The following is a 24,757-nucleotide window of genomic DNA, read 5'->3' as shown; positions in this document are numbered from 1 at the left end:
CCGGCCCGAAAACGAGAAAGGCCACGGTCCGCTGGGCGGGGTCCGTGGCCTGGAGGAAACGAAAGGTCTACGGGGAGATACTTCCCGATCGACTTCCGACCACGGACGAGACGGCAACGGCGTACACACGACGGCGTGCACGCGGCGCGGCTGCCACTGCGAGAGCCACAGATGTGGCAGTGCGGGTGACAGCGGCGGCCACAGCGACACGAGGGGCCGCTGCCGCTGCCGGAGCATCGAAGCCGAGCATCGGGGCCACCTCACTTTCGCGTCGCGCACGGGCCGTCTCCCGTGACATCGTCATCCAGCCTAGATTCGCGGGCACGATCGGCACAAGTGATTTTCTACCTGCGGTTTCGTGTCGCTCATCCGGTCTCGGGACTACAGTCGGACAGCATGTCCCTCGCGACCACGAGATTCCTGCCCGTGCTCGACTGCCCGGACCCGCGCGGGCTCGCCGACTTCTATCGCCGGTTGCTGGGATGGACGATCACCGACGACAGGGAGGATTGGGTCGAACTCACCCGGGACGACTCGACCGCCATCGCGTTCCAGCGCGACCCCGACTTCACACCGCGTCACTGGCCGGCCGACGGGGTGCATGCCCATCTCGACTTCCACGTACCCGACCTCGACGAGGCCGAACGTCTCGTCCTCGGTCTCGACGCACTGCGCGCCGACGACGGGTCGAGCACGAGCACGTTCCGGGTGTTCCGCGACCCGGCCGGACACTATTTCTGCCTGTGCGCCGGCTGATTTCGGACGACGACAGGGATCAGAGATCGAGGGTGTCGACCGTGCGCTCGCCCCGCACGAGTGCGAGCACGTCGGCGCCGTACTGTTCGAGTTTCTTCGCGCCGATCCCCGGGATGGCGACCAGCGCGCGGTCGTCGCGCGGTTGCTGCTCGGCGATCGCGACGAGAGTGTTGTCGCTGAAGACGACGTAGGCCGGCACCTTCATCTCCTTCGACCGTTCCCGACGCCATTCCTTGAGCGCGACGAGCAGGTTCTCGTCGAGGTCGGACGGGCAGGCTTCACAGCGGCCGAGCATGGTCGAGGTGGTGCCCATCAGCGGCTTGCCGCAGACGCGGCACTGTGGGCGCTTCTTCCTCGGGGACGCCGGTTCGGCGATCTTCGACGCGGGTGAGCTGTCGGGGATGAGCCCGTGCAGGAAACGCGAACGCCGGCGCGACCGGCGTCCGCCTGCAGTGCGGGACAACGCCCACGACAGCTGCAGGTGCACGCGGGCGCGGGTGACGCCGACGTAGAGAAGCCGACGCTCCTCCTCGATACCGGCCTCGTCCGGAGGGGTGTCCTTGTCGCCCGTGACGTGGGTGATGGGCAGGGTGCCGTCGGTGAGTCCGACGAGGAAGACGGCGTCCCATTCGAGGCCCTTCGCCGCGTGCAACGACGCGAGCGTGACGCCCTGGACCGTCGGCGGCTGCCGCGCCTCGGCACGGGCCGCGAGATCGCGCAGCAGGCCCTGGAGGTCGAGTTCCGGTTCGTGCTCGAGCAGTTCCTCGGTGAGCTGCACGAGCGCGACGAGCGACGCCCATCGTTCGCGTGCCTGGGTGCCCGCCGGCTCGGTGTCGGTCAGGCCGAGCGGCACCAAGGTGGCCCGCACGAGGCTGAGCAGCCCGGCACCGCGGCCGGCGTCCTCCGGGAGATCGTCGCGCGCACCCGCCTGGCGCAGGGCGTTGACGGCCTGCCGGACCTCCGCGCGGTTGAAGAAACCCTCACCACCGCGCACCTGGTACGGGATACCGGCCTGGGTGAAGGCCTGCTCGTAGGCCTCGGACTGGGCGTTGATGCGGTAGAGCACCGCGATCTCGGCAGCGGGCACGCCCTTGCCCATCAGCTTGGCGACGGCCTTCGCCACTGCCTGCGCCTCGGCCGGCTCGTCGTCGAACTCGGCGAAGGTCGGCTCCGGACCGGGCGGACGCTGACCGACGAGCTCGAGGCGTGTTCCGGCGATGCGACCCCGTGCGGCACCGATCACGCGGTTGGCGAGGTCGACCACCTCCGGGGTGGATCGGTAGTCGCGTTCGAGGCGCACAACGGTGGCGTCGGGGAACCGGCGGGAGAAGTCGAGCAGGTGCTTCGGGGTGGCGCCGGTGAACGAGTAGATGGTCTGGTTGGCGTCGCCGACCACCGTGAGATCGTCGCGGTCGCCGAGCCACGCGTCGAGGACACGCTGCTGCAGTGGCGTGACGTCCTGGTATTCGTCGACGACGAAGCAGCGGTAGCGGTCGCGGAACTCCTCCGCCACCGTGAGGTTGTTCTCGAGGGCGGCGGCGGTGTGCAGGAGCAGGTCGTCGAAATCGAGGTACATTCCGTCGCCCGACCGGTTCTTGAGCTGCTCGTAGGTGTCGTACACGCGGGCGACCCGCTCGGGATCGGCGGGCGGGGCGCGGTGGGCGCGGGCGGCCGCGGCGGGATAGTCCTCGGGTGCGACGAGTGTGCCCTTGGACCATTCGATTTCCGACAGCAGGTCGCGCACGGTGTCGGTGTCGGTCGGGAAACCGCAGCGGTGCGCCGCCTGTGAGACGGCCGCGAACTTGCGGTCGAGCAACTGCCACGGCGTGTCGCCGACGACCTGCGGCCAGAAATACCGCAGCTGCCGCAGGGCGGCCGCGTGGAAGGTGCGTGCCTGCACCTGGGTGCCGTCGCCGCCGATACCGAGGGCCCGCAGACGTGAGCGCATCTCCCCTGCCGCACGGGCGGTGAAAGTGACGGCGAGGACCTGGCTCGCCGAGACGTGCCCGGCGGAGACGAGGTGCGCGATGCGTCGGGTGATGGTGCGGGTCTTGCCGGTGCCGGCACCGGCGAGCACACAGACCGGTCCTCGTGGGGCGAGTACTGCTGCCGCCTGCTCGGGATCGAGACCCTCCACCACATCCGCACACATGGCCTCCATCATGACAGTGGCCGCCGACAGTGCAGGCCACCGGTGACGCCGAGTGCGTGGTGCGGATCACACCTGACCCCGGTCGCGGAACATGCCCGGTCGCTGTGGTGTTCTCGAAGACATGACGACCACCGATGCACCCGCTCTCACCGTCTACTCCACCACCTGGTGCGGTTACTGCAGGCGGCTGAAGACCCAGCTCGACCAGAACGGCATCGCGTACACCGAGGTCGACATCGAATCGGATCCGGCCGCCGCGGAGTTCGTCGGCAGCGTCAACAACGGCAACCACGTGGTGCCCACCGTCAAGTTCGCCGACGGCAGCACCGCCACCAACCCGTCGCTCGCCGAGGTCCAGCGCGCTCTGGGGCTGTAGGTTCTCGTCGCTCGTCCACGGAGCCGGTCGCGTTCACCGCGGCCGGCTCCTCTCATCGCCGAACCCCGGTCATTCCTTGGCCCAGCCCTCGAGCATCCCGCGCGCGATCGAGATCGAGCCGGGCAACAGCAGCGGGGCGTCGTCGGCCGAGGCCCAGTCGCCCGTCGCCAGTGCCGCGCGGACCTCCTCGCGCGTGAACCACCGCGCTTCGCCGATCTCGCCGTCGCGGAAGTCCAGGGCCTGCTCGGGATCGGCGATCGCCGCGAATCCCAGCATGAGCGACCGGGGGAACGGCCAGGGCTGACTGCCGAGATACCGCACGTCGCGCACCTCGACGCCGACCTCTTCCCGGATCTCCCGGACCACACATGATTCGAGGGACTCGCCGGCTTCGACGAAACCGGCGAGGACGGAGAAACGCCGTTCGGGCCACACCGGCTGCCGGGCGAGCAGGACACGGTCGTGCCCGTCGTGCACGAGGCAGATGATCGCCGGATCCGTGCGGGGGAACTCCTGGTGCCCGGTGTCGGTGCTGATCCGCGACCAGCCGGACATCGTCGGGCGGGTGGGCGAGCCGTCGACCGCGCTGTAGCCGGCGTTGTCGTGCCAGTTCAGCAAGGCGACCGCGCTGACCAGCAGGTCGGCATCGGCATCGTCGAGGTGCTCGCCGACACGCCGCAGGTCGGCCACCGTACCCGTCTGGGCGAGGACCCGGGTGGCCCAGACGTGGCGTCCGTCGCGGATGCCGAGGAAGATCGCGCCGGCGACCGGTTCGGGGCCGAGTTCGGACGCCTCGCCGAACACGAGCGCGCCGTCGGACACACGGACCTGGTTCCGCCGGTCGACCCGCAGGAGCTTCGCGTCGGCCCATCCGGTGCGCAGGGCATCCTCGTCCGACCGCAGTTCCTCCGCCCGGTCGACGACGGTACGGGAGAGCAGCGGGGTACCCGACAGAGCGAAACCGGTCACACCAGCACCCTAGCCACGCATGGCGCCCGGCGGTGAACCCACCAGCCGGATGTAGAGCAGTTTGTCGCTCGCTTCGAGCGCGTCGACCTCGGGCGAACCGATCCGCCACATCCGCCCGTCGCGGACGACGGCGAGGACGATGTCCTTCAGATGCCGGGGGGATCCCCCGACCTCGCCGGGCTCGACGTCGCGTTCGGTGATGGCGAATCCCGCTTCCGGTGTGAGCAGGTCCTCGATCATCTCGACGACGTTCGGCGTGGTCGTGGCGATACCGAGCAGGCGACCCGCCGTCTCCGACGAGATGACCACCGAGTCGGCACCCGACTGACGCAGCAGGTGGGTGTTCTCCGACTCGCGGATGGCGGCGACGATCTTCGCGCGCGGGGCGATCTCGCGGGCGCTGAGGGTCACGAGCACCGCGGTGTCGTCGCGGTTCGCGGCGACGATCACCGCCGACGCGTGCTGCACGCCGGCGAGTCGGAGCACATCGGACTTCGTCGCCGAACCCTGAACCGTCACGAGGCCCTGCCCGGCGGCGGACTCGAGAACCACCGGATCGGTGTCGACCACGACGATCTCGGACGGGGGGACCCCGTCGCCGAGCATGGCGTCGACCGCGGTACGGCCCTTGGTGCCGTAACCGATGACGACGGTGTGATTACGCACGCGGCGCCTCCAACGCTGGATCTTGAATGCTTGACGGGAACTCTCGGTCAGTGCCGACAGAGTGGTACCGACCAGCACGATGAGGAAGAACACCCGGAGCGGCGTGATCAGCAGGATGTTGATCAGGCGCGCTTCGGGGGTGAAGGGGGTGACATCGCCGTAGCCGGTGGTCGAGAGCGAGACCGTGGCGTAGTAGACGCAGTCCAGCAGGGACAGTTCGTTGTCCTGGGAGTCGATGTACCCGTCCCGGTCGAGATAGACGACGACGACCGCGAGGAACAACGCCGCGAACGCGTAACCGATGCGACGGGCGATCGCGAGTCCGGGACTGGTTTGCTCCTGGGGTACGCGCAGCACACCGACGAGCGCGAAGTCGGGGCGCTCGGTGAGTTGATCGGAGCGGCTGAACCGCGCACGCAACCTCCCGGGCATCGCGGTGTCCCACCTTCCTGCTGTCGGCCTCCACTGGTGGCCACCCTCGGTCGTCGCGGTACCGAACGGACTGCGCCCGATACCGGATCGCAGCGTACCGCCGCGCGCTAGTGTGGCACGCATGTCCACGAACGCGGCGCAGCGCTCTGCGATCCGGCTGTCAGGTCTTCTTCTCGGCGTCGGCATCCTGCACTTCGTGCGACCGGAACTCTTCGACGGCATCGTGCCGCGCGCCCTCCCGGGTGATGCCCGCACCTACACCTACGCCTCCGGGGTGGCGGAGATCGCCGTCGCCGGCGCGCTCGCCGCCCCCCGCACCCGTCGCCTCGGTGGTTCCCTGGCCGCGGCGTTGTTCCTCGCGGTCTTCCCCGCCAACCTGCAGATGGCCGCGACGTGGTTGCGCAGCCCGAAGCTCTCCCCTGCCGCCAAGGCCCTGTCCCTCGCCCGGCTGCCGCTGCAGATCCCCCTCGTCACCGAAGCGCTGAAGGTCCGCCGCACCTCGGTTCGCTGAGCGATCGACCGTTCGCGGTGATTGAGGCCACAGTGAGCGGGTATGCGTCGGTATGGACACCGGACGTGGTCTGAAGGTGGTCGTCGTCGGCGCGACCGGCAATCTGGGAACCGGCATCGTCGAGGCGCTCGGCAGGGAACCCGCCGTCGCGGAGATCGTGGGCGTCCCACGACGGCCGACGGAGTGGACCGCCCCCAAGGCGACCTTCACGGTCGCCGACACCTCCACCGACGACTTCCGTCCGATCGTGCGGGGCGCCGACGCGGTGATCCATCTGGCGTGGCTCTTCCAGCCCACCCACCGCCCGGAGGTGACCTGGAAGAACAACGTGCTCGGCGCGATCTCGGTGTTCGAGGCGGCGGCCGCCGAGAAGGTTCCCGCCCTGATCTACTCGTCGTCGGTGGCCGCCTATTCGCCGGGACGGTCGACGGATCGTGTCACCGAGGACTGGCCCACGCACGGGTGGCCGGGCGCCGCTTATCCGCGCGAGAAGTCGTATCTGGAGCGCTGTCTCGACACCCTCGAGTCCCGGGCGCCGGAGATGCGCATCGTGCGGATGCGGCCCTACTTCATCTTCAAGCGCGAATCGGCGACCTCGCAGCGGCGACTGTTCGTCGGTCCCCTGCTGCCGGGGAATCTGCTGCGTAGCGGACTGCTGCCCGCGATGCCGCTGGTCGAGGATCTGCGGGCCCAGGTGTTGCACACGAGCGATGTGGCCGATGCCTTCGTCCGTGCGACGGTCCGGCCGGTCCGCGGCGCGTTCAACCTTGCGACGGAACCGCCGGTGGACGGCGCATTCCTGGCGGAGATGTTCTCCGCCAGGAAGATTGCGGTGCCGCGTGCGGCCCTCCGCGCGGCGGTGCGGGCGGCGTGGCACGCCCACCTCGTTCCCGCCTCCCCCGGTCTGCTCGACACCGTGCTGCAACTTCCGCTGCTCGACAGCACCCGCGCCCGCACCGAATTGGGCTGGGAACCGCGGTATTCGCCGCCCGAGATCCTCGAGGAGTTCCTGTCGGGTCTGCGGGAGGGAGCCGGGATGCCCACGGCTCCACTGGCCCCCGACACCGCCGGGCGCCGGGCGCACGAAGTGGCCACCGGGGTGGGGCAGCACCCCTGAGCCCGAACGGGTTCGGGCAGTGCCCCCGAGGCTCGTCACCGCGACGACAACAGGATCTTCACAAGTTCGGCCGGTCGCGCCAGTGCCGGCAGGTGACCGCTGTCGACGAGTTCGGGTTCTACACCGACGCGTTCGCGCGACAGGCGCGTCACGAGCGACAGCGGCAGAAGTCTGTCGTGCCGCCCGGCGACCACACGCACGGGCACGCCCGGCCACCGATCGGCGTTCCAGGCCGGCTCGAAGGCCGCATCGGCAGGCGCTGATGCCTCGTGGGTGAACGCGTCGGCGACGACGTCGTCGGGCACATCGTGGAAGAACAACTCGCGCAGATCCATCGGGGCATCGGGATCGCGACCCGCAGCGACGTCCTGTTCACGCCTCGCTTTCTCGTGCCCGACGTTCCCCCACCAGCTGCCCGGCGACTCGCCGGGCGCCGGGATCATCGGCGCGACGAGGACGAGTTCGTCGACGATGCACCGCTCGGCGACGAGCACCGCCGTGAAGGCCGACATCGACTGGGCCACCACCACCAGCGGGGGCGGCACGTTCCGAATCGCCCCGACGACGACATCGGCGTAGTCGTACTGGCCCGCCGACCCGTCCGCATAGGGCAGGTCGACCGCGATCGTGCGGTGCCCGTGACGTTCGAGCAACGGGATCACCCGATGCCAGTACCACGGGTCGGATCCGGCTCCGGGGAGCAGCACGAAGGTCGCCACAGTTCTTTCCTAGTCCTCCGCCTCGGAATCCGCGGTGGATTCGCGCCGCAGGTTCCCCGCCTCGAGAACGAGCCGTTCGAGCATCGCCGCGCCGGGCAACTCGTCGGGTGCAACGGTGCGTCCGGTGCGGACGTAGTGGAAAGCCGCTCGGACCTTGTGCAGCGGCAGTTCGGCCGGTCGGCCGGTGAGCCGTTCGGTGCGTGCCGCCATCAGCTGCGCCCAGGCGAGGCGGTAGGCGGCGAGCTGAACTCCCACCGTGGCGAGCTTGTCCCCTTCCGGTTCGGCACCGGTCTTCCAGTCGATGACCGTCCAGCCTCCGTCCGAATCCTCGAAGACCGCGTCGATGCGTCCGCGGATGACGGTGCCGGCCAGAGCGGTTTCGAACGGCACCTCCACCTCGACGGGGTTGCGCGACGCCCACTTCGACCGCAGGAACGCTTCCTGGAGCCGGTCGAAGTGCGAATCGTCGCCGTCCTCGTCGTCGGCGCCGGGAAGCTCGTCGAGGTCGAGCAGGCGCGTCGCGCCGAACCTGCGCTCGAGCCACGCGTGGAAGGCCGTGCCGCGACGCGCGAGCGGATTGGGCCGGAACGGCAACGGACGGCGCAACCGGGCCGCGAGGGCATCGGGGTCGGTGGCGAGGTCGACGAGCTGACTGACGGACAGCTGCGCGGGCAGCACCACTTCGGCGCTCTGCTCGGCGCGCTGTTCGCGTTCGGCCAGCAACGCGTCGACGTCGGTGGCCCACTCGTCGGGATCGTCGTCGTACCCGGTCGGGAGGTCGGTCCGGTCGAACTCGGCGAGGACGAGCGCTGCGCCGCGTTCGACGTCGCCGCGCCGGGCGCCGAGCGGGTCGCGCGGCCACAGCGCGCTGCGCGGTGACGCCGTGAGGGGGTTCTCCTGCTCGGGTTCGGGTTCCGGCGCCCAATGATCGATCGAACCGAGCTCGGGTCGCGCCGTGACGATCCCGTGCAGTTCCTCGAGGAAGGGCGAGGGTCCCTTCGGTTCGGAGCCGGTGTCGGCCCAGTGATGGCCGGAGACGAACAGGGCTCGTTCGGTGCGGGTGAGGGCGACGTAGAACAGACGGCGGTCCTCGTCGAGCTTGCGCCGTTTGAGGGCGTCCTTGTGGGCGTCGACGGCCCGCTCGAGCATCTTGCGATCGGCGACGTCGCCGAGATCGAGCACGGGCACACCGTCGGTGCTCCCCGGATCGTCGTCGGGCAGCACCCGATCGCCACGCAGATGCGGGGGCAGTTCGCTCGTGGATCCGAGCCAGGTCGTGGCGGCCGTGGACGACGGGAAGACTCCCGCCGCGACGTGCGGGACCGCGACGACCTCCCATTCGAGGCCTTTCGCCGAGTGGACGGTGAGGACCTGCACGCGATCGGGATCGACCTCCACCTCACCGGGCGCGAGACCCTGCTCGATCTCCTCCGCGGCGGCCAGGTAGGTCAGCAGACCGGGAAGGGTCGCGTTGGTGCGCCCCGCATAGGACGCGACCACCCCTGCGAACGCGTCGAGATGTTCGCGGCCGGCGACGCCGCGCCGGCTGCCCACGCGGGCCTCGGTCTCGATGCCGATACCGAGCACGCGCTCGACCTCGGCCACCAGTTCGGTGAGGGGCTGACCGAGCCGCTCCCGCAGAGAGGTCAGCTCGCGGCCCAGCGCGACGATGCGCGCGTATCCGAACTTCGAGTAACGGTGGCTGTCGCCGGGATCGGAGATCGCGTCGGCGAGTCCGGCCTGGTCGGCATGTTCGCCGGGCAGTGCCGAATCGAGTGCGTCCTCGAGGGCGCCGGGGTCGGTCACCGCACCGGTGACACCCCAGCGGCCCGCGATGGCCAGTTCCTGAGCGCGCTCCCACAGTGCCTTCAGGTCGGCGGCCCCGAGTTGCCAGCGGGCACCGGTGAGCACCCGCACCGCCGCGCTTCCGGCGAGCGGATCCGCCGCCAGCCGCAACATCGCGAGCATATCGGCGACCTCCGGTGTGTGCAGTAGTCCGCCGATGCCGACGACCTCCACCGGCAGGTCGCGGGCGCGCAGCGCCTCGGCGATCGGCGCCGCGTCGGCGTTGCGGCGGACCAGGACTGCTGCCGTCGGCGGTGTCCGCCCGTCCTCGCGTGCAGCGGCGTACTCGGCGGCGATCCGGTCGGCCACCCAGTCGCGTTCGGTCGCGACATCGGGGTGCAGCGCGAGCCGGACGTCGCCGGCGGCCGCGTCGGGACGGGGACGCAACCGGCTGACCGGCACCCCCCGATCGCGCAGGGGTTCGGACGAGACGTTCGCCAGTTCGAGGGCCTGCGGCGGGTTGCGCCAGCTGGTGAGCAGTTCGCGGGTGGGCGCCGGCCCGTCGTCGGACGCCGGGAAGTCGCTCGCGAAGCGCGGCAGGTTGGCGGCCGACGCCCCGCGCCAGCCGTAGATGGACTGCATGGGATCGCCCACCGCGGTCACCGCGAGGCCCGGATCGGCGCCGCCGCCGAACAACGCGGCGAGCAGGACGCGCTGGGCGTGCCCGGTGTCCTGGTACTCGTCGAGCAGCACGGCCCGGAACCGGCTCCGTTCGCCGGCGCCCACCTCGGGATGGTCGCGGGCGACCCGCGCGGCGAGCGACATCTGGCTGCCGAAGTCGAGGGCGCCTTCGCGACGCAGGGTCTCGGACAGCCGTTCGACGAGCGGAAGCAACTGCAGACGCGCGTGCTGGGTGTCGAGGTAGCCGAGCAGGGTCTTCGACGGCGCTCCCCGCTGCCCCGGGCCGGGCGGGAGGGTGTGCACGAGCTGTTCGAGTTCGACGTGGGCGGCGCGCAGCCGATCCGGTTCGACGAGGTGTTCGGCGAGCTGACCGGACAGGGCGAGCACGGCCTCGGTCACCGACGCGGGATTGCGGTCGGTGTCGAGCTCGCCGTCCCACGAGCTGACCACGCGGTGCGCAACCTGCCACAGCTCGGTCTCGGACAGCAGGGTCGCCGACGGTTCGATGGGCAGCAGCAGACCGTGCTCGGTGAGCAGGCGACCGGCGTACGCGTGATACGTGCTCACCTCGGGTTCGCTGCCGAGGATCCGGGCACGCAAACCACCGCTCGGGTCGAGGTCGCGGAGCAGCGCCGACCCGGCGAGCTTGGCGAGTCGCGCCCGGATGCGGGCTGTGAGCTGCTGCGCGGCCTTGCGGGTGAAGGTCAGGCCCAGCACCTGCTCGGGTTCGACGATCCCGTTCGCGACGAGCCACACCACGCGGGCCGCCATCGTCTCGGTCTTGCCGGCACCGGCGCCCGCCACGACCAGCATCGGCCCGGGCGGCGCCTCGATGACCGCCGCCTGCTCCGTCGTGGGGGGCAGCTGTCCCAGTGCATCCGCGAGGCGCGTCGCACTCACCCGTGGTGCATTCATTCTCCGGTCACCTGCCTGCCTTCGTCGTGTGCCGGGCAGCTCGACAGCACCGGGCAGTGCCGGCACCCGTCGTTGACCCTCGCGACGAAGCGCGGACCGCGGGTCGCGGCCGCGGCGTCGTGGATGATCTCCCGCCACTGCGCCAGACCGTCCTCGTCGAGGGGCGGCTGCACACGCTGCGTCGCGCCCTCCTTGTTGTGCGGCTTCGCCACGAAGACCAGACGCGCGCCGCCGGGCGTCGCGGCCGGTTCGCCCTCGATCGCGCCGGCCGCCGCGGCCACCTGGTAGGCGGCGAGCTGGGCGTGGTCGCGCGCGGCGTCCTTGGACACCGGATTCTTCGCGGTCTTGACGTCGATGACGACGGGGCGGCCCTCGGCATCGCGTTCGAGCCGGTCGATGCGGCCGCGGAGCCGCACCCGGGGCTTGTCGTCGGAGTCGGGTTCGAGGATGCCGTCGACCTTGACCTCGACGCCGATCTCCGTGAGTTCTCCGCGCGTGCCCTGCAACCAGGTCGAGAAGGTGTCGAGCATGCGGCGGGTGCGTTCGAGTTCGCGTCGCGCATACCAGTCGGCACCCAGATCGACCGAATCCCAGGCCTTCTCGAGCGCCTGATCGATGCGATCGGGCGGGATGCGCCCGGCGAGCGCCTGGACGAGGGTGTGCACGAGGGTGCCGGTGACGGCGTGGCTGTTCTCGCCGTCGGAGCCGCCGTGCCGCTCGAACATCCACCGCAACGCGCAGGTCGTGAGCTGTTCGACCGTGGACGGGGACAACCGCACCGCGTCGTCGTCGGGATCCCACAGCGGGTCGGCCGTGCTGGGATCGGCGGTGCCGTACCACTCGTCGGGGTGGGCGCCGCGTACCCCGGCGCGTGCGAGCCGCGCGAGTTGCTGGGCGGCCCGCTGCTGCCGTTCGGGTTCGGTGTCGGCGATCTCGGGATCGCACACCACGCTGCGCAGTTCGGCGACGAGGGCGGGCAGGGCCAGCACCCGGGTGCGGACCTCGTCGGGCACCGGGTCGGTGAGGAGATCGTCGGATGCGTCGGTGTCGCCACCGCGCAGTTCGTCGACGAAACGGGAGCGGACGAGTTCGCTGTCGCCGCTCACGGAGTCGACGGCGGTGACGAGGAGGTGGGTGCGGGCGCGGCTGCACGCGACGAGGAACAGCCGGCGTTCCTCGGCGAGCAGCGGCGCGGTGCGGGACAGCCGCGTGCCGGTGCCGTCGCCACCGTCGGCACCGGAGAGGGCGTCGATCAGGGCTTCGATGCCGAGCAGGGTGCCGCGGGCCCGCAGGCTCGGCCACAGGCCTTCCTGGACGCCGGCGACCACGACGACGTCCCATTCGCGACCGGCGGCGGAGTGCGCGCTGACGACCGTGACCGCTTCGGATTCGGCGGCCACGCGGGTACGGGCCGTAGCGGGGATCTCCTGCTCCGTGAGGTAGTCGACGAATCCCGCGATGTGCGCGCGGGGCAGACGGTCGACGTAGTCGGCGGCGGCGTCGAACAGCGCCACCACCCCGTCGAGATCGCGGTCGGCCTGCGCACCGATCGGCCCGCCCCAGGCCGACGCGGCGGCCCACCGCCGTTCGAGTCCGGTGGCCTGCCATGCCTCCCACAGCACGTCCTCGAGACCGCCCCCGCGCAGCGTCGCCGAACGGGCCTTGCGCAGCACTCCGAGCACCTTCTTCAGCGGTGCCGCCTCGACCTCGGTGAGCCCGCGCACGAGATGTGCGTTCTCGGCGGTGTCGTCGCCCTCGGTGAGCAGGATGCGCAGCAGTTCGGCGGAATCGCGGTCCGCGCCCGACGCGAGCTCGACCCGTCGCAGACCACGCCGCAGTCTCCGCAGCGCGACCGGTTCGGCGCCGCCGATGGGCCCGGACAGCAGGGCCAGTGCTTCGTCGCCTCCGAAGCCACTGCCGGACACCGCGCGCAACACGAGCAACAGCCCCGCGACGCTGTGCTGGCGGGCCAGCGGCAGTTCGGATGCGGCGGTCGTCATCGGGACACCCGCCGCGAGCAGCGCGCGGCGCAAGGGTGCCAGCACCCGGGGCACGGACCGGACGACGATCGCCATCCGCGACCACGGCACGCCGTCGACCAGGTGGGATCGACGCAGGGTGTCGGCGACCAGCGCGGCCTCCTTGGCCTGCGACGAGCACACCGCCACCCGCACCAGGCCGGGATCGCCCTGCGGGTCGCGATGCTCGGCCACGCCGCGGTGGGGCGGCAGACCCGGCAGCCGGCGCGCGATCCCGGCGGCAGCGGACGCCACCTCCGGAGCGGCGCGATGGTGGACGCCCAACACGATCCGGCGCGATCCGTCGGCCTCGCCGAGGCTCTCGAGGAAGGAGGTGTCGGCGCCGCGGAAGCCGAAGACGGCCTGGTCGGGATCGCCCGCGACGGTGCTCGTGCGAGTACCGGTACCGATCACGCGCACGAGATCGGCGGCCTGCGGATCGAGATGCTGGGCGTCGTCGACGAGCAGATGACGGATCCGGCGGCGTTCGGAGGCGAGCAGATCGGGATCGGTGGCGAACGCCGCGAGCGCCGCACCGACGAGTTCGGCCGCGTCGAGGGCGGGAGCGGTGGCTTCGGGAGCCTCGAGCCCGACGGCGCCGCGCAGCAGCATCACCTGCTCGTACCGCTCCGCGAAACGCCCGGCCGCGACCCACTCCGGCCGACCGCGGCGCTCTCCGAGCGCGATCAGATCCTCCGGACCGAGACCGCGCTCGTTCGCGCGCAGCATGAGATCGCGCAGTTCGACGGCGAAGCCCGTCATGCCGAGCGCCGGACGCAACCGTTCGGGCCACATCCCGGCGCCGTCGTCGATGTCGCCGCGCAGCAGTTCGCGCAGGACGGCGTCCTGTTCGGCACCGGTGATCAGACGCGGTGGCGGGTTGCCGTGCGCCGACGCCTGCAGTCGCAGCACCGCGAAGGCGTACGAGTGGACGGTACGGACGAGGGGCTCGCGCGTGGCCCGGGGCACGGCACCGTCGCCGAGGGCGATCAGACCGGCCGTGATCGCCTCGCGCACGGCGGTGGCCGCCCGCCGCGAATGGGTGAGGATCAGCACCGACTCCGGATCGGCACCGTTCGCGATGCGATGGACCGCGAGATCGACGAGCAGGGACGTCTTGCCGGTGCCGGGCCCGCCGAGGATCTGCCAGGGCCGCCAGCGGAGGGCGGGAGGAGCATCGTCGAACACCACGCGCACGTCGTCGGGCCATTCGCGTGCCGCCGGCGCTTCGCCGGACCGGCGCACCAGACGCGCGGCCGGACGGCGGACACGATCGGGGAGATGGGGTTCGGACATGCGCGAGACGGTGGCAGGCAGGTCGGTGACCTGCGCCCGGGTCGGGTGCAGGTCGGGGATGCCGGTGTCGACGTCGAGCATGACCCCATCCCACCAGATCGGTACGACAGGTCCGGTGCGCGATGCGTGGCGCCACGACGACTGCGATAGTGGTCGGCGTGAGTGCCACCGAGCTTCTGCACACCCATCTGTTCGGGCCCGACGACGGACCGGAGGTCCTCGCGCTGCACGGCCTCACCGGTCACGGCCGGCGCTGGCGGAACCTCGCGGAGCGGCACCTGCTCCACCTGCGGTTCGTCGCCCCCGACCTGCGCGGACACGGACGCTCCCCGTGGACTCCCCCCTGGTCGTTCGAAGCCCACGTCGCCGACCTGACGGCGGTGCTGGACGCGCACACCACCGGTCCCGTCACCGTGGTGGGGCATTCGTTCGGCGGCGCCCTCGCGCTGCACCTGGCCGCCGCGGTGCCCGACCGGGTGCGGGCGCTGGTGCTCCTCGACCCGGCGATCGGTCTCCCGGCCGGCCGGATGCTCGAGATCGCCGAGCTCACCCACCGTCATCCCGACTACACGGACGAGGCCGAAGCCCGTGCGGAGAAGGTCCACGGCGACTGGAGTGAGGTGGCACCCGCGCTGCTCGACGAGGAGATCGCCGAACATCTCGTGAAGCTGGACTCGGGGCGCGTCGGCTGGCGGGTGTGCGTACCGGCCCTGGTCGCCTCGTGGGGCGAGCTCGCCCGCGAACCCGTCCTGCCGCCGTCCGGCATCCCGACGATCCTCGTGCAGGCCGGGAAGGTCCGGCCCCCGTACACCACGGCGGACTTCCGTCGCGACCTCGCGGAGCGGCTCGACGACGACCTGACCGTGCTCGAATTCGACTGCGACCACATGATCGACCAGACGCGTCCCGCCGAGACCGCCGAACTCGTGGCCCGGATGGTGTAGCCGGTGGCCACCACGGACGAGCAGATCGAACGGGTCCGCGAACTCGTGGCCTCGGTGCCGGCGGGGCAGGTCGTGACCTACGGCGACATCGCCGCCGCGGCGGGCCTGTCGAGTGCGCGGACGGTGGGCTGGATCATGCGGACCGATTCCGCCGACCTGCCGTGGCATCGCGTGGTCCCGGCCTCCGGACGGCCGGCCGCGCACATCGCCCGACGGCAGCTCGCACGCCTCGAACTCGAAGGCGTCCCGATCTCCGGCGACAGGGTCGACCTGTCCCGGGCACGCCACCGGTTCCCGCACGGCTCACGCGAGCACGGCGACGAGCCACGCGCAGACGACGAGTAGATCCGGTCCCCTGGCCCACTGCCGGAGCAGATCGACCGGAATCTGCCCGACCGCCGTCTCGAGGATCAGGCCGTCGTACCCGATCGGCGGTCGCGTGCGCATACGGTAGGCGGCCGCGCACCCACCGACGAGCCCGACCGCGGCGCTCACCACCGACGCACTCCCGGCGAGGGCCGTGACGACGGCGGCGATCACGGCGGCCGCGCCCGGGACGACCGAAAGAGGAAGACGCAGTTGTGTGTCGCTCGCGCCCAGCAGAACGGCGACATCGGGGTCGCGGCACACGTCGCGCAGACCCGCACCGGAGGCCACAGCCACCACGAAGACGGTGACGAGGTGCACGACCGCGGCGGCAGGCGGCGATACGACCGACGCGAGGACCACGACGCCGAGCAGAGCGGCACACGTGAGGAGCACGGGTGCCGGCCGGCGGGCATGGCGGAGCAGATCGGCACGGACGAGCGCCGCGATCCGGCCGCGCGGCAGCATCCGGGAGCGACGGGCTCCGATGCGCAGCCACGCCCTGTGCTCGACCACGTCGACCAGCAGTGACGGATCCAGCGCGGTGAGCGAGGCCGACACACCCACCGCGGTGCCCGCTCCGGCCCTCCACTCGGGTGCGGCGATCCTGCCGCACGCGAACAGTGCCGAGATCGCCAGTGCCGCGACGACGGCCCAGACGACGGCGACGAGCACCGGCCCCGGTGGCGGTATCGGCACGCCGGTGGCGGCGACGATCACCACGCCCGGTAGGGCCGAGAAACACAGCCGGATCACGGTGCTCACGACGGCGGGCGGGAGCATCCGGCACTGCGCGAGCATCGGAAGGGCGACGGCGCCGACGCCGAGAGCGACGGTGAGCAGCGTGAACGCGAGCCGATCCGGCGGGGCGGCCACGAAGGTCGCGAGCCGTCCTGCCAGGGCACCCGCGACCGCACCGCCCATCAGGATCGCCGCCGCTCCGGGCCGCAGTGCCGCGCCGCGATCCATCGGTGTGGACAGCAGCCAGAACTCCGTCTCGCCACCGCACGTCACCGGACCGACAGCCCGGGCGGACGCCGTCCCCACCGCGGCCGCGGCCGCGACGACCGCCCATCCCCATGCCGAGGTGCACCCCACGTCACGCCCGATCGGAGCCGTGCAGGCGACCGGCGCCGACGGCAGGGAGAACAGCCACCACGCCGATCCCCCACCCACATACAGGCCGAGGAGGATCAGCACGACCGCAGCGGGACGATCCGCGAACGGGGCGTGTCGACGCTCGAAGCTGCGACGGAGCGCGCGGAGATCCCGCGCGCCGGGGACGACCGCGGTCAGTTCCATCGGTCCGCCTCCACCACCACATCGGCGACCGCGTCCACCAGCCCGGCATCGTGCGAGACCATCAGCACGGTGCCGCCGGCGCGCTTCTCGGCCGCGAGCGTGGACGCCAGCCACCGGCGCCCGTCGTCGTCGAGATGTTGTTCGGGTTCGTCGAGGACGAGCAGCCGCCGCGGTCGGACCAGCGCGGAGGCCAGGGCGAGCCGGCGGCGCTGGCCACCCGAGAAGGTCACCGGCAGTCGATCCGCCGACGAGGCGAGACCGACCTCCTCGAGAACCCGGGTGGCGGCGGCGAACGGGTCGGTCACGCCGTGACCGGTCGCGACGAGTTGCAGGTGTTCGTGTGCGGTGAGATGCGCGAACGTCGCGACGTCGCCGAGGACTGCGGCGACCCGCCGGCGCAACGTCGGGGAGCTCTCGTCGACGGGGACGCCGTCGATCTCGACGACACCCTCGTCGAGCCGGTCGGCGCCGACGATGCATCTGAGCAGAGTGGATTTGCCGCTGCCGTTCGCCCCGATCACGGCGCAACATCGGCCCGGCGCGAGGTCGATGTTCACCCCGGTGAAGACGGTCAGGTCACCGAACGAACGGTGGGCATTCCGGACGGACACGGCGGGTGTGCCGCATCGGATGGGATCGGACATGGAAGGTCTCCCGGTGTTCCTCGTCGGACGAAGTGTCGAACGCGAGGACGGAACCGGGTGAGCGTGGACGTGGCCGTCCGGGGGTGTCGGGGTGGGAGTGGCGACGGAAGCCGCCGCGCAGGCGTCGTTCCTCGGAGGTCGGCCCTCGGACACTGCGGCCGAAGGCGAACAACGGGTCGTCGGCGGCCGCGACGAACGCGAGCGTCGCAAGGAGCACCATCAGAAGTCCGGCGAGCAGTCCGGCGGTGTCGCCGGCGGACACGGCGGTGACCGGCACGACGGTGGCGACGAGCCAGGACAGGAGAACGACGCATACCGCGGCACCGTTCCGCCATCCGAAGAACATGACCGGCAGTCTATGCCGCGCGGTGCGTACGCAGGGACGGTCCTGTGAGGGCGGATGAGGCAGCATGAAGGCATGAGCACGCTCACGCACGTCGAAGCCGTGATCGTCGCGGGCGGTCGCGCGACCCGCATGGGAGGCGTCGACAAGCCCGCTCTGACGGTCGGTGGCCGGAGGATGCTGGACACCGCTCTCGCCGCGGTCGAGGGCTGTGCACGGGTGACGGTGATCGGCCCGCACCGCGACGATCTCGGCCCGCACGTGCTGCAGATCCAGGAGACACCGCCGGGCGCGGGTCCGGTGGCGGCGCTGGCAGCGGCGGATCCGGTCGCCGATCTCGTGGTCACCCTCGCCGCCGACCTTCCGTTCGTCACGCCGAAGACCGTCTCAGCCCTGCTGGAGGCCCTGAACGAGGACGCGAGGGCCGAGGCCGCCTTCGCGGTGGACGAGACCGGGCGGATACAGTTCCTGCTCGCCGCATGGCGGACACCGGCACTGGCCGCACGTCTGACCGCTCTCGGGGGAGACGTCGCGAACCGGCCCATGAAGGCGTTGGTTCCCGAGCGGTACGTCACCGTCGCGGTGCCCGAGGCCACCGACTGCGACACCCCGGACGACCTTCGGGCGGCGCGCGCCGGATCCGCGACCGTCCAGGTCGCCACCGACCCCGGTCATGCGCGCAGGATGCTACGGGAAGCGCTGGTGCCGTTGCCGTCTCGTATCGCCGCAGTCGAGGACGCGCGGGGCACCACGCTGGCGGCGCCGCTCGTCGCGGCAGAGGCACTACCTCGGGTGCGGACCTCGGCCATGGACGGCTACGCGGTGGCCGGCGAGGGACCGTGGTTGCTGCGCAACGAGATCCGTTATGCGGGCGACGGCGGATCGCTCACGCTCCACGACGGGGAGGCGGCCCGGATCGCGACGGGTGCCCACCTGCCGACCGGCGCGACCGCCGTCGTGCGCGACGAATTCGTCCGTGTCGAGAACGGTCTCGTCTCCCGCCTGTCCGATGCGCCGATCCGCGACGACGCGCGTCGCCGCGGTGAGGACTGGGAGCCGGGAACGATTCTCGCCCCTGCCGGCACCGCTGTGAGCCCCGCGGTGGTCTCCGCGGCCGTCAGCGGTGAGGTCACGGAAGTGGAGGTGCGCGGTCCCGTGCGGGTGCACATCGCGCTCACGGGTGACGAGATCCGCCGCACCGGCCCGCTCCGCGAGGGGCAGACGCGCGACTCGCTGGGGCCGGTGCTCCCCGATTTCGTCCGCTGGTGCGGTGCGGTGGTGGTCGGTGACGGGCATCTCCGCGACACCGCGGACGGATTCGACGCATTGTTCGCGGGCACCGATGCCGATGCGATCGTCATCGTGGGGGCGACGGGAGGGGGTGCCGCCGATCAGTTGCGGGGGGCGCTGGCGCGGGCCGGCGCGCAGGTGGTCGTCGAACGGGTCCGGTGCAAGCCCGGCGGGTCGCAGGTCGCGGCGACGCTGCCGGACGGCCGCGCCGTGCTGGGGTTGCCCGGAAATCCGGTGGCGGCGGTGTCGACCCTGCTGGTGATGCTGCCCGCGATCGCCGACGGCCGCACGCTCCGTACACCCGCCGCGGCCGTGACCGCGCCGCTGGCCAATGCCTCGGAGGTCGTCGGCGACATCACACGCCTGCTTCCTGCCCGCCAGGACGAACAGGGACGATGGTTGTGCGACAACACGATTCGCACAGCGCATCTGGCCGGTCTCATCGGGCGCACCGCGATCGCGGTGGTGCCGCCGGGAGCCGCGGACGGCGATCCCGTGGAGTTGTTACCGCTCCCCCACTGAGTCAGACGCGCGGCGAGCCGATCCCACAGGCGCGGCGCGGTGCCTCGTTCGGCGCGACCGCGCGCAGCACGTCGACCGCGGAGCGGTAGCGCCGGACGACGAGGTCGACGACGGGTTCGGCCACTCCGATCGGTGCGGCGACACCGTCTGCACCGACCTCGGACAGGCGACGATGGAACAGGCCGTCGGCGAGCAGACAGGACGCCACGAACACGCGGCGTGCGCCACGTGCGCGGACCTCGTCCACCACGGTCGCGACCCGCGGTTCGCCGGTGGCGATCCATCCGACCCGCACCGGGGTGCCCACGAGCGCGGAGACCATGCGAGCCGTGACATGGATATCGTGGCGGGCACGAGGATCCGACGAACCGGCTGCCGCGAGGACCACGTCGTCGCCCTCGGTCCAGCCGGCCTGCCGCAACCGCTCGACGAGAACGCGGGCGAGGGCCGGGTCGGGACCGAGTGCGGGGGTGATCGTCACCGCATCGTTCCCACCCGCCGCGACCTCGCGCGGAACGTCGGTGTGCACGTGGTAGCCGGAGGCGAGGAAGGCCGGAACGAGCACGGTCGGACGGTGGGTGTCGCGCAGGACCTCGGACGGCGACGGCCCGAGGACGTCGACGAAGGCGACGCGGGTGGAACCGACGCGGGAGGAGACGGCGTCGGCGAGCGCTGCGATCATGTCGACACCGCGCGGATTGCGGGTGCCGTGGGCGACGAGCAGCAGGGCGGGGTCGGCAGGTGTACCGGTCACGGGTGCATTCCTTCCGGGTCGACGGCGAGGCGGTAACCGCGCTTGACGACGGTCTGCACGATCGCCGGTGCTCCGAGCGCCGAGCGCACCCGCGCGATCGCAGTTTCGACGGCGTGGGTGTCGCCGCCCCCGCCGGGCAGCGCCGCGAGAAGTTCCTCCCGGGAGACGACGAGGCCGGCGCGCGCGACGAGCGTGCGCATCAGGGCCATCCCGGCAGGGGGAAGGCACCGGACGGTGCCGTCGACGATCACGCAGCGTCCCCGCGGGCTGAGCACGTGGCCACCGGCCTCGATGCGCACGGCCCGCCGGGGTAGTTCCTCGGCGATGTGCCGGGCGAGCGAACCCAGCCGGGAACGGGTGGGCATGCTCACGGGGACGTCGAGTTCGATGAGCGGTGCCGCGGTGACGGGACCGACGCACACGGCCGTGACGCCGGTGCGCAGCGACCGCAGCATCGGTTCGAGCCAACCGGTCTCCTTGGCCCGCATGAGCATCGACGCGACGGCCGGTGCGCTCGTGAAGCTCACGGCGTCGAGTCCGTGTTCGACGATCTGCTCGATCATCCGGTCGAGCGCCGTGAGATCCTCGGGGGGTGTCCACCGGTAGACCGGGACGGGGACGACGTCGGCACCCGCGGCGCGCAGTGCCTCGCACACATCGGTCCCGGGCTCCCATTCGGTGCGCTCACCGTGCAACTGCACGGCGATGCGGCGGCCGGTGACTCCCTCGTTCAGCAGGAGCTCGAGCACCTCGGCGGACGATTCCGAGGAGGGAGACCACTCCTCCCGGAGTTCGGCGGCCCGGATCGCGCCCGTGACCTTCGGGCCGCGGGCGAGGATCCGGCTCGTGCCGAGTGCCTGCGCGAGGCCGTCGGCGAGTCCCCATCCCTCCGCTGCGCCCATCCAGCCGCGGAATCCGATCGCCGTGGTGGCGATCGTGATGTCCGGGGGTTGCGCGACGATGCACCGTGTGACGCGTTCGAGTTCGTCGTCGTCGGACAGCGGGATGATGCGGATGGCGGGAGCGTGCACGACCTCGGCCCCGCGTCTGGTGAGGAGCGTGGCGAATTCCTCGGCGCGTCGAGCCGCCGTCACGCCGATGGTGAATCCCCGCAACGGTGGGGTGTCGTCGTTCACGAACCCTCTCCGGTCGCGCCCTCGTGCCGCTGGTCCAGCGGCACGAGGCTGTGGATCTGGACCACTCCCGCCCACACGCGCACCTCGTAGACGGGCAGCCGCATCGACGGATCGTCGAGGCAGCGGCCGTCGTCGAGGGAGAAGACCTGCTTGAGCAGCGGCGACGCCACGGTGGGCTCGCCGGCACGGTCGCCGACGATTCCGCGCGACATCACCGCGGCGCGGCCGAACGGATCGAAGTTGCCCACCGCGCGCAGCGTTCCGTCGTCGAGCAGGAACAGGGCAACCTGCTCACCGCCACGCAGCAACACCGCAACTCCACGGCCCGGAATGAGATGGCTGAGCGGACAGGCCGAGGTCCATTCCAGTCGCCCGTCGAACACGCTCTCGCGCGTCGATCCCCCTACGGTGTGCGTCTCGATGACGGTCATCGCTGTCCTCCCTTGACACTGCTGTCCTGAAGTGTGGGTGCCCGGTGTTTCGAGCGCATTACCCGCTCGTTCCCTCGGGGTAAGCGGTCGTCATGCCCCGGTTCCGGGTCCGATACCCGGCATACCCACGAGAACGGGGACCTTGCGCGGGCCGCTGTGGTCGAAGCGGACCGTGGGGTCGGGCTGCTCGGGCGCGTTGACGAACGACACGAACCGCGCCAGCTTCTCCGGGTCCTCGAGGACGCCGGCCCACTCGTCCTTGTAACCGCCGACGTGCTTGGCCATGGCGGCCTCGAGGTCGTCGGCGATCCCGAGGGCATCGTCGCACACGACCTCCTTCAGGTGCTCGAGCCCACCCTCGAGCGCCTCGAGCCAGGGGGCGGTGCGCTGGAGCCGGTCGGCGGTGCGGATGTAGAACATCAGGAACCGGTCGATGTAGCGGACGAGGGTCTCGTCGTCGAGACCACCGGCAAGAAGCTGCGCGTGCTTGGGCGACTGGCCGCCGTTGCCACACACGTACAGGTTCCAGCCGTTCTCCGTCGCGATGACACCGACGTCCTTGCCGCGCGCCTCGGCGCATTCACGGGCGCAGCCCGACACACCCATCTTCAGTTTGTGGGGCGATCGCAGTCCTCGGTAACGCAATTCGAGGGCGACGGCCATCCCGACCGAGTCCTGCACGCCGTATCGGCACCAGGTGGAGCCGACGCAGCTCTTGACGGTGCGCAGCGACTTGCCGTACGCCTGGCCGGATTCCATTCCGGCGTCGACGAGACGCTTCCAGATCTGCGGGAGCTGTTCGACTCGGGCACCGAACAGGTCGACGCGCTGACCGCCGGTCATCTTCACGTAGAGGCCGAAATCGCGCGCCACCTCACCGATGACGATGAGCTGCTCGGGCGTGCATTCGCCGCCGGGCATGCGCGGCACGACCGAGTAGGTGCCGTTCTTCTGGATGTTGGCGAGGAAGTGGTCGTTCGTGTCCTGCAGGCCGGCCTGCTTCGGGTGCAGGATGTGGTCGGAGTCGGTGGAGGCGAGGATCGAGGCGACCACCGGCTTGCAGATGTCGCAACCGTGCCCGGTGCCGTACTGCGCGATGAGTGCGGAGAAGGTACGGATGCCGGTGGCCTGGACGATCTGGAACAGCTCGGCGCGGGACTGTTCGAAGTGCTCGCACAGGGCCTTGGACATCTGTACACCCGACCGGGCGAGCAGCTGCTTGATGCTCGGGAGGCAGCCGCCGCAGGTGGTGCCGGCGCTCGTGCACGACTTGATCTGCGCGATGTCGCAGGCACCCTCGGAAATCGCGCCGCAGATCGCGCCCTTGGTGACACCGTTGCACGAGCACACCTCGGCGTCGTCGGGCAGCGCACCGGCACCCGGCTTCTCCCCCGCCGGGGAGATCAGAGTGGCCGGCTCACCCGGCAGTTCGCGGCCCACCAGCGGTCGCAGCGTGCCGTAAGCGGAGGCGTCGCCGACGAGGATGCCGCCGAGCAGGGTCTTTGCATCGTCGGAGACGACGAGTTTGGCGTAGGTGCCCTTCGCGGAGTCGGACAGTACGACCTCGAGGGCGCCGGGCGTCGTCGCGTGGGCGTCACCGAAGCTCGCGACGTCCACGCCGAGCAGCTTGAGCTTGGTGGACAGGTCTGCGCCCGGGAACTCGGCGGTGCCGCCGACGAGCCGGTCGGCGACGACCTCGGCGGTGCTGTAGCCCGGGGCGACGAGTCCGTAGCAGGTGCCTTCCACGGCTGCGCATTCGCCGATCGCGTAGACGTCCGCGTCCGCGGTGCTGCGGCAGGAGCGGTCGGTGAGCACACCGCCGCGACCACCGAGTTCGAGTCCGGCCTCCCGGGCGAGTTCGTCGCGGGGACGGACACCGGCGGAGAAGACGACGAGACCCGCTTCGATGACGCTTCCGTCGGACAGGCTCACCTGCAGCCCCTCCGGCCCCGATGCGATCTTCTCGGTGCCCACACCGAGGTGGGTGACGAGTCCGAGGTCGGTGACGAGACGGTCCAGGACACGGCCGCCGCCCTCGTCGACCTGGGCGGGCATCAGCCGGTTGTTGTACTCGATCACGTGCGGGGTCACGCCCAGCAGACGCAGCGCGTTGGCGGCCTCGAGCCCGAGCAGACCGCCGCCGATGACGACACCGGCGCGGCCGGTGGCCTCGGCGCGTCGGGCCGCGGCGCGGATGCCGTCGAGATCGTCGAGGGTGCGGTAGACGAAGCAGTCCGGCAGGTCGTGTCCGGGCACCGGCGGGACGAACGGATACGAGCCGGTCGCGAGGACGAGACTGTCGTAGCGCAGAACGTCACCGCCGGCGGTGGTGACGGTCCGGGCCGCGCGGTCGATGCCCACGGCGCGGGTGCCGACCCGCAGGTCGACGAGATCGTCTGCTGCATAATCGTTTCCGGACAGGGCGAGTTCCTTGCGGTCCCAGGACCCCACGTAGGACGACAGTCCCACGCGGTCGTAGGCGGCGTCGGTCTCCTCGCCGAGCACGGTCACCGACCAGTCGCCCTGCTCGTCGCGGACACGCAGGGCTTCGACGAAGCGGTGGGCGACCATTCCGTGTCCGACGACCACGACGTTCTTGCGGCTCATGATGTTCTCTTCCTTCGTGCCGGGG

General features: G+C 71.2%; 20 protein-coding genes. 7 read left to right on the top strand and 13 right to left on the bottom strand.

Features of this window, described 5'->3' with window-relative positions; all coding sequences use genetic code 11:
• Positions 1–396 precede the first annotated feature (396 nt).
• Positions 397–756, top strand: coding sequence for a VOC family protein (locus PV766_RS09240; protein ID WP_026002999.1), 360 nt, complete (start codon positions 397–399; stop codon positions 754–756).
• A 19-nt stretch (positions 757–775) separates the two neighbouring features.
• On the opposite strand, the gene PV766_RS09235 is transcribed toward PV766_RS09240, so the two are convergent.
• Positions 776–2,917, bottom strand: a complete 2,142-nt coding sequence (locus tag PV766_RS09235; RefSeq protein ID WP_172506114.1) for an ATP-dependent DNA helicase UvrD2 — start codon at positions 2,915–2,917, stop codon at positions 776–778.
• 112 nt (positions 2,918–3,029) lie between these two features.
• Between PV766_RS09235 and PV766_RS09230 the strand changes: the two genes are divergently transcribed.
• A complete protein-coding gene (locus tag PV766_RS09230) occupies positions 3,030–3,284 on the top strand; it encodes a mycoredoxin (protein WP_016934060.1) in 255 nt (84 codons plus the stop codon).
• Positions 3,285–3,353: 69 nt separating this feature from the next.
• Here PV766_RS09230 and nudC read toward each other — a convergent pair whose 3' ends face one another.
• Entirely contained in the window at positions 3,354–4,253 is a 900-nt protein-coding gene (nudC, locus tag PV766_RS09225) for an NAD(+) diphosphatase (protein ID WP_064064821.1), read from the bottom strand.
• Positions 4,254–4,262: 9 nt separating this feature from the next.
• A complete protein-coding gene (locus PV766_RS09220) occupies positions 4,263–5,351 on the bottom strand; it encodes a potassium channel family protein (protein WP_016934058.1) in 1,089 nt (362 codons plus the stop codon).
• Positions 5,352–5,472: 121 nt separating this feature from the next.
• Between PV766_RS09220 and PV766_RS09215 the strand changes: the two genes are divergently transcribed.
• On the top strand, positions 5,473–5,862 hold the full coding sequence (locus tag PV766_RS09215; RefSeq protein WP_026003268.1) for a DoxX family protein: 390 nt from the start codon (positions 5,473–5,475) through the stop codon (positions 5,860–5,862).
• A gap of 52 nt (positions 5,863–5,914) precedes the next feature.
• Positions 5,915–6,979: an NAD-dependent epimerase/dehydratase family protein gene (locus PV766_RS09210; protein ID WP_421096903.1), complete on the top strand. Its 1,065-nt coding sequence runs from the start codon at positions 5,915–5,917 to the stop codon at positions 6,977–6,979.
• Positions 6,980–7,014: 35 nt separating this feature from the next.
• Here the strand turns inward: PV766_RS09210 and PV766_RS09205 are convergent, their stop codons facing one another.
• From PV766_RS09205 to PV766_RS09195, 3 genes are read right to left on the bottom strand one after another with little or no spacing between them, the layout of a single operon-like run.
• On the bottom strand, positions 7,015–7,698 hold the full coding sequence (locus PV766_RS09205) for an alpha/beta fold hydrolase (protein ID WP_421096902.1): 684 nt from the start codon (positions 7,696–7,698) through the stop codon (positions 7,015–7,017).
• Positions 7,699–7,707: 9 nt separating this feature from the next.
• The gene (locus tag PV766_RS09200; RefSeq protein ID WP_421096901.1) at positions 7,708–11,079 is read right to left on the bottom strand and encodes an ATP-dependent helicase; all 3,372 of its coding nucleotides are present in this window, start codon (positions 11,077–11,079) and stop codon (positions 7,708–7,710) included.
• Positions 11,076–14,393 (bottom strand): ATP-dependent helicase, encoded by a 3,318-nt coding sequence (locus PV766_RS09195; protein ID WP_421096928.1) that lies wholly within the window; start codon positions 14,391–14,393, stop codon positions 11,076–11,078. Before PV766_RS09195 ends, PV766_RS09200 begins: the two co-directional genes overlap by 4 nt.
• 122 nt (positions 14,394–14,515) lie before the next feature.
• Between PV766_RS09195 and PV766_RS09190 the strand changes: the two genes are divergently transcribed.
• Both PV766_RS09190 and PV766_RS09185 read left to right on the top strand, forming a co-directional pair.
• Positions 14,516–15,337, top strand: coding sequence for an alpha/beta fold hydrolase (locus PV766_RS09190; RefSeq protein ID WP_421096900.1), 822 nt, complete (start codon positions 14,516–14,518; stop codon positions 15,335–15,337).
• A gap of 3 nt (positions 15,338–15,340) precedes the next feature.
• Positions 15,341–15,682 (top strand): MGMT family protein, encoded by a 342-nt coding sequence (locus PV766_RS09185; RefSeq protein ID WP_016934115.1) that lies wholly within the window; start codon positions 15,341–15,343, stop codon positions 15,680–15,682.
• Here PV766_RS09185 and PV766_RS09180 read toward each other — a convergent pair.
• Genes PV766_RS09180 through PV766_RS09170 form a run of 3 tightly spaced genes read right to left on the bottom strand, consistent with a single transcriptional unit; the run spans position 15,641 to position 17,995 of the window.
• Positions 15,641–17,005, bottom strand: a complete 1,365-nt coding sequence (locus PV766_RS09180; protein WP_421096899.1) for a DUF6297 family protein — start codon at positions 17,003–17,005, stop codon at positions 15,641–15,643. The two genes, PV766_RS09185 and PV766_RS09180, sit on opposite strands and share 42 nt — an antisense overlap.
• Positions 16,996–17,649, bottom strand: coding sequence for an ABC transporter ATP-binding protein (locus tag PV766_RS09175; protein ID WP_421096898.1), 654 nt, complete (start codon positions 17,647–17,649; stop codon positions 16,996–16,998). The genes PV766_RS09180 and PV766_RS09175 overlap by 10 nt, the downstream gene beginning before the upstream one ends.
• Complete coding sequence (locus PV766_RS09170; RefSeq protein WP_255161347.1) at positions 17,582–17,995, bottom strand: DUF6412 domain-containing protein; 414 nt, start codon at positions 17,993–17,995, stop codon at positions 17,582–17,584. Before PV766_RS09170 ends, PV766_RS09175 begins: the two co-directional genes overlap by 68 nt.
• A 72-nt stretch (positions 17,996–18,067) precedes the next feature.
• Between PV766_RS09170 and PV766_RS09165 the strand changes: the two genes are divergently transcribed.
• On the top strand, positions 18,068–19,804 hold the full coding sequence (locus PV766_RS09165) for an NTP transferase domain-containing protein (protein ID WP_421096897.1): 1,737 nt from the start codon (positions 18,068–18,070) through the stop codon (positions 19,802–19,804).
• 1 nt (position 19,805) lies between these two features.
• Here the strand turns inward: PV766_RS09165 and PV766_RS09160 are convergent, their stop codons facing one another.
• From PV766_RS09160 to nirB, 4 genes are all read right to left on the bottom strand, one after another.
• A complete protein-coding gene (locus tag PV766_RS09160; RefSeq protein ID WP_371053697.1) occupies positions 19,806–20,558 on the bottom strand; it encodes a sirohydrochlorin chelatase in 753 nt (250 codons plus the stop codon).
• The gene (locus PV766_RS09155) at positions 20,555–21,694 is read right to left on the bottom strand and encodes a uroporphyrinogen-III synthase (protein WP_064065253.1); all 1,140 of its coding nucleotides are present in this window, start codon (positions 21,692–21,694) and stop codon (positions 20,555–20,557) included. Before PV766_RS09155 ends, PV766_RS09160 begins: the two co-directional genes overlap by 4 nt.
• Positions 21,691–22,125: a nitrite reductase small subunit NirD gene (gene nirD, locus PV766_RS09150; protein WP_129976394.1), complete on the bottom strand. Its 435-nt coding sequence runs from the start codon at positions 22,123–22,125 to the stop codon at positions 21,691–21,693. The genes PV766_RS09155 and nirD overlap by 4 nt, the downstream gene beginning before the upstream one ends.
• A gap of 90 nt (positions 22,126–22,215) precedes the next feature.
• Entirely contained in the window at positions 22,216–24,732 is a 2,517-nt protein-coding gene (gene nirB / locus PV766_RS09145) for a nitrite reductase large subunit NirB (protein ID WP_421096896.1), read from the bottom strand.
• Positions 24,733–24,757: the final 25 nt, after the last annotated feature.

Source organism: Rhodococcus sp. As11, assembly GCF_048957735.1.
In the GTDB taxonomy this organism is placed as follows: Bacteria; Actinomycetota; Actinomycetes; order Mycobacteriales; family Mycobacteriaceae; genus Rhodococcus; species Rhodococcus gordoniae.
The sequence above is the reverse complement of the archived record's forward strand: the minus strand, read 5'-3'. Positions and strand labels throughout refer to the sequence as shown.

Bases quoted from the DNA above. Each gene is read 5' to 3' on its own strand.
- PV766_RS09240 (WP_026002999.1), top strand. From the start codon at position 397: ATGTCCCTCGCGACCACGAGATTCCTGCCCGTGCTCGACTGCCCGGAC.
- PV766_RS09235 (WP_172506114.1), bottom strand. From the start codon at position 2,917: ATGGAGGCCATGTGTGCGGATGTGGTGGAGGGTCTCGATCCCGAGCAG.
- PV766_RS09230 (WP_016934060.1), top strand. From the start codon at position 3,030: ATGACGACCACCGATGCACCCGCTCTCACCGTCTACTCCACCACCTGG.
- PV766_RS09220 (WP_016934058.1), bottom strand. From the start codon at position 5,351: ATGCCCGGGAGGTTGCGTGCGCGGTTCAGCCGCTCCGATCAACTCACC.
- PV766_RS09215 (WP_026003268.1), top strand. From the start codon at position 5,473: ATGTCCACGAACGCGGCGCAGCGCTCTGCGATCCGGCTGTCAGGTCTT.
- PV766_RS09210 (WP_421096903.1), top strand. From the start codon at position 5,915: ATGGACACCGGACGTGGTCTGAAGGTGGTCGTCGTCGGCGCGACCGGC.
- PV766_RS09200 (WP_421096901.1), bottom strand. From the start codon at position 11,079: ATGAATGCACCACGGGTGAGTGCGACGCGCCTCGCGGATGCACTGGGA.
- PV766_RS09195 (WP_421096928.1), bottom strand. From the start codon at position 14,393: ATGTCCGAACCCCATCTCCCCGATCGTGTCCGCCGTCCGGCCGCGCGT.
- PV766_RS09190 (WP_421096900.1), top strand. From the start codon at position 14,516: ATGCGTGGCGCCACGACGACTGCGATAGTGGTCGGCGTGAGTGCCACC.
- PV766_RS09180 (WP_421096899.1), bottom strand. From the start codon at position 17,005: ATGGAACTGACCGCGGTCGTCCCCGGCGCGCGGGATCTCCGCGCGCTC.
- PV766_RS09175 (WP_421096898.1), bottom strand. From the start codon at position 17,649: ATGTCCGATCCCATCCGATGCGGCACACCCGCCGTGTCCGTCCGGAAT.
- PV766_RS09170 (WP_255161347.1), bottom strand. From the start codon at position 17,995: ATGTTCTTCGGATGGCGGAACGGTGCCGCGGTATGCGTCGTTCTCCTG.
- PV766_RS09165 (WP_421096897.1), top strand. From the start codon at position 18,068: ATGAGCACGCTCACGCACGTCGAAGCCGTGATCGTCGCGGGCGGTCGC.
- nirD (WP_129976394.1), bottom strand. From the start codon at position 22,125: ATGACCGTCATCGAGACGCACACCGTAGGGGGATCGACGCGCGAGAGC.
- nirB (WP_421096896.1), bottom strand. From the start codon at position 24,732: ATGAGCCGCAAGAACGTCGTGGTCGTCGGACACGGAATGGTCGCCCAC.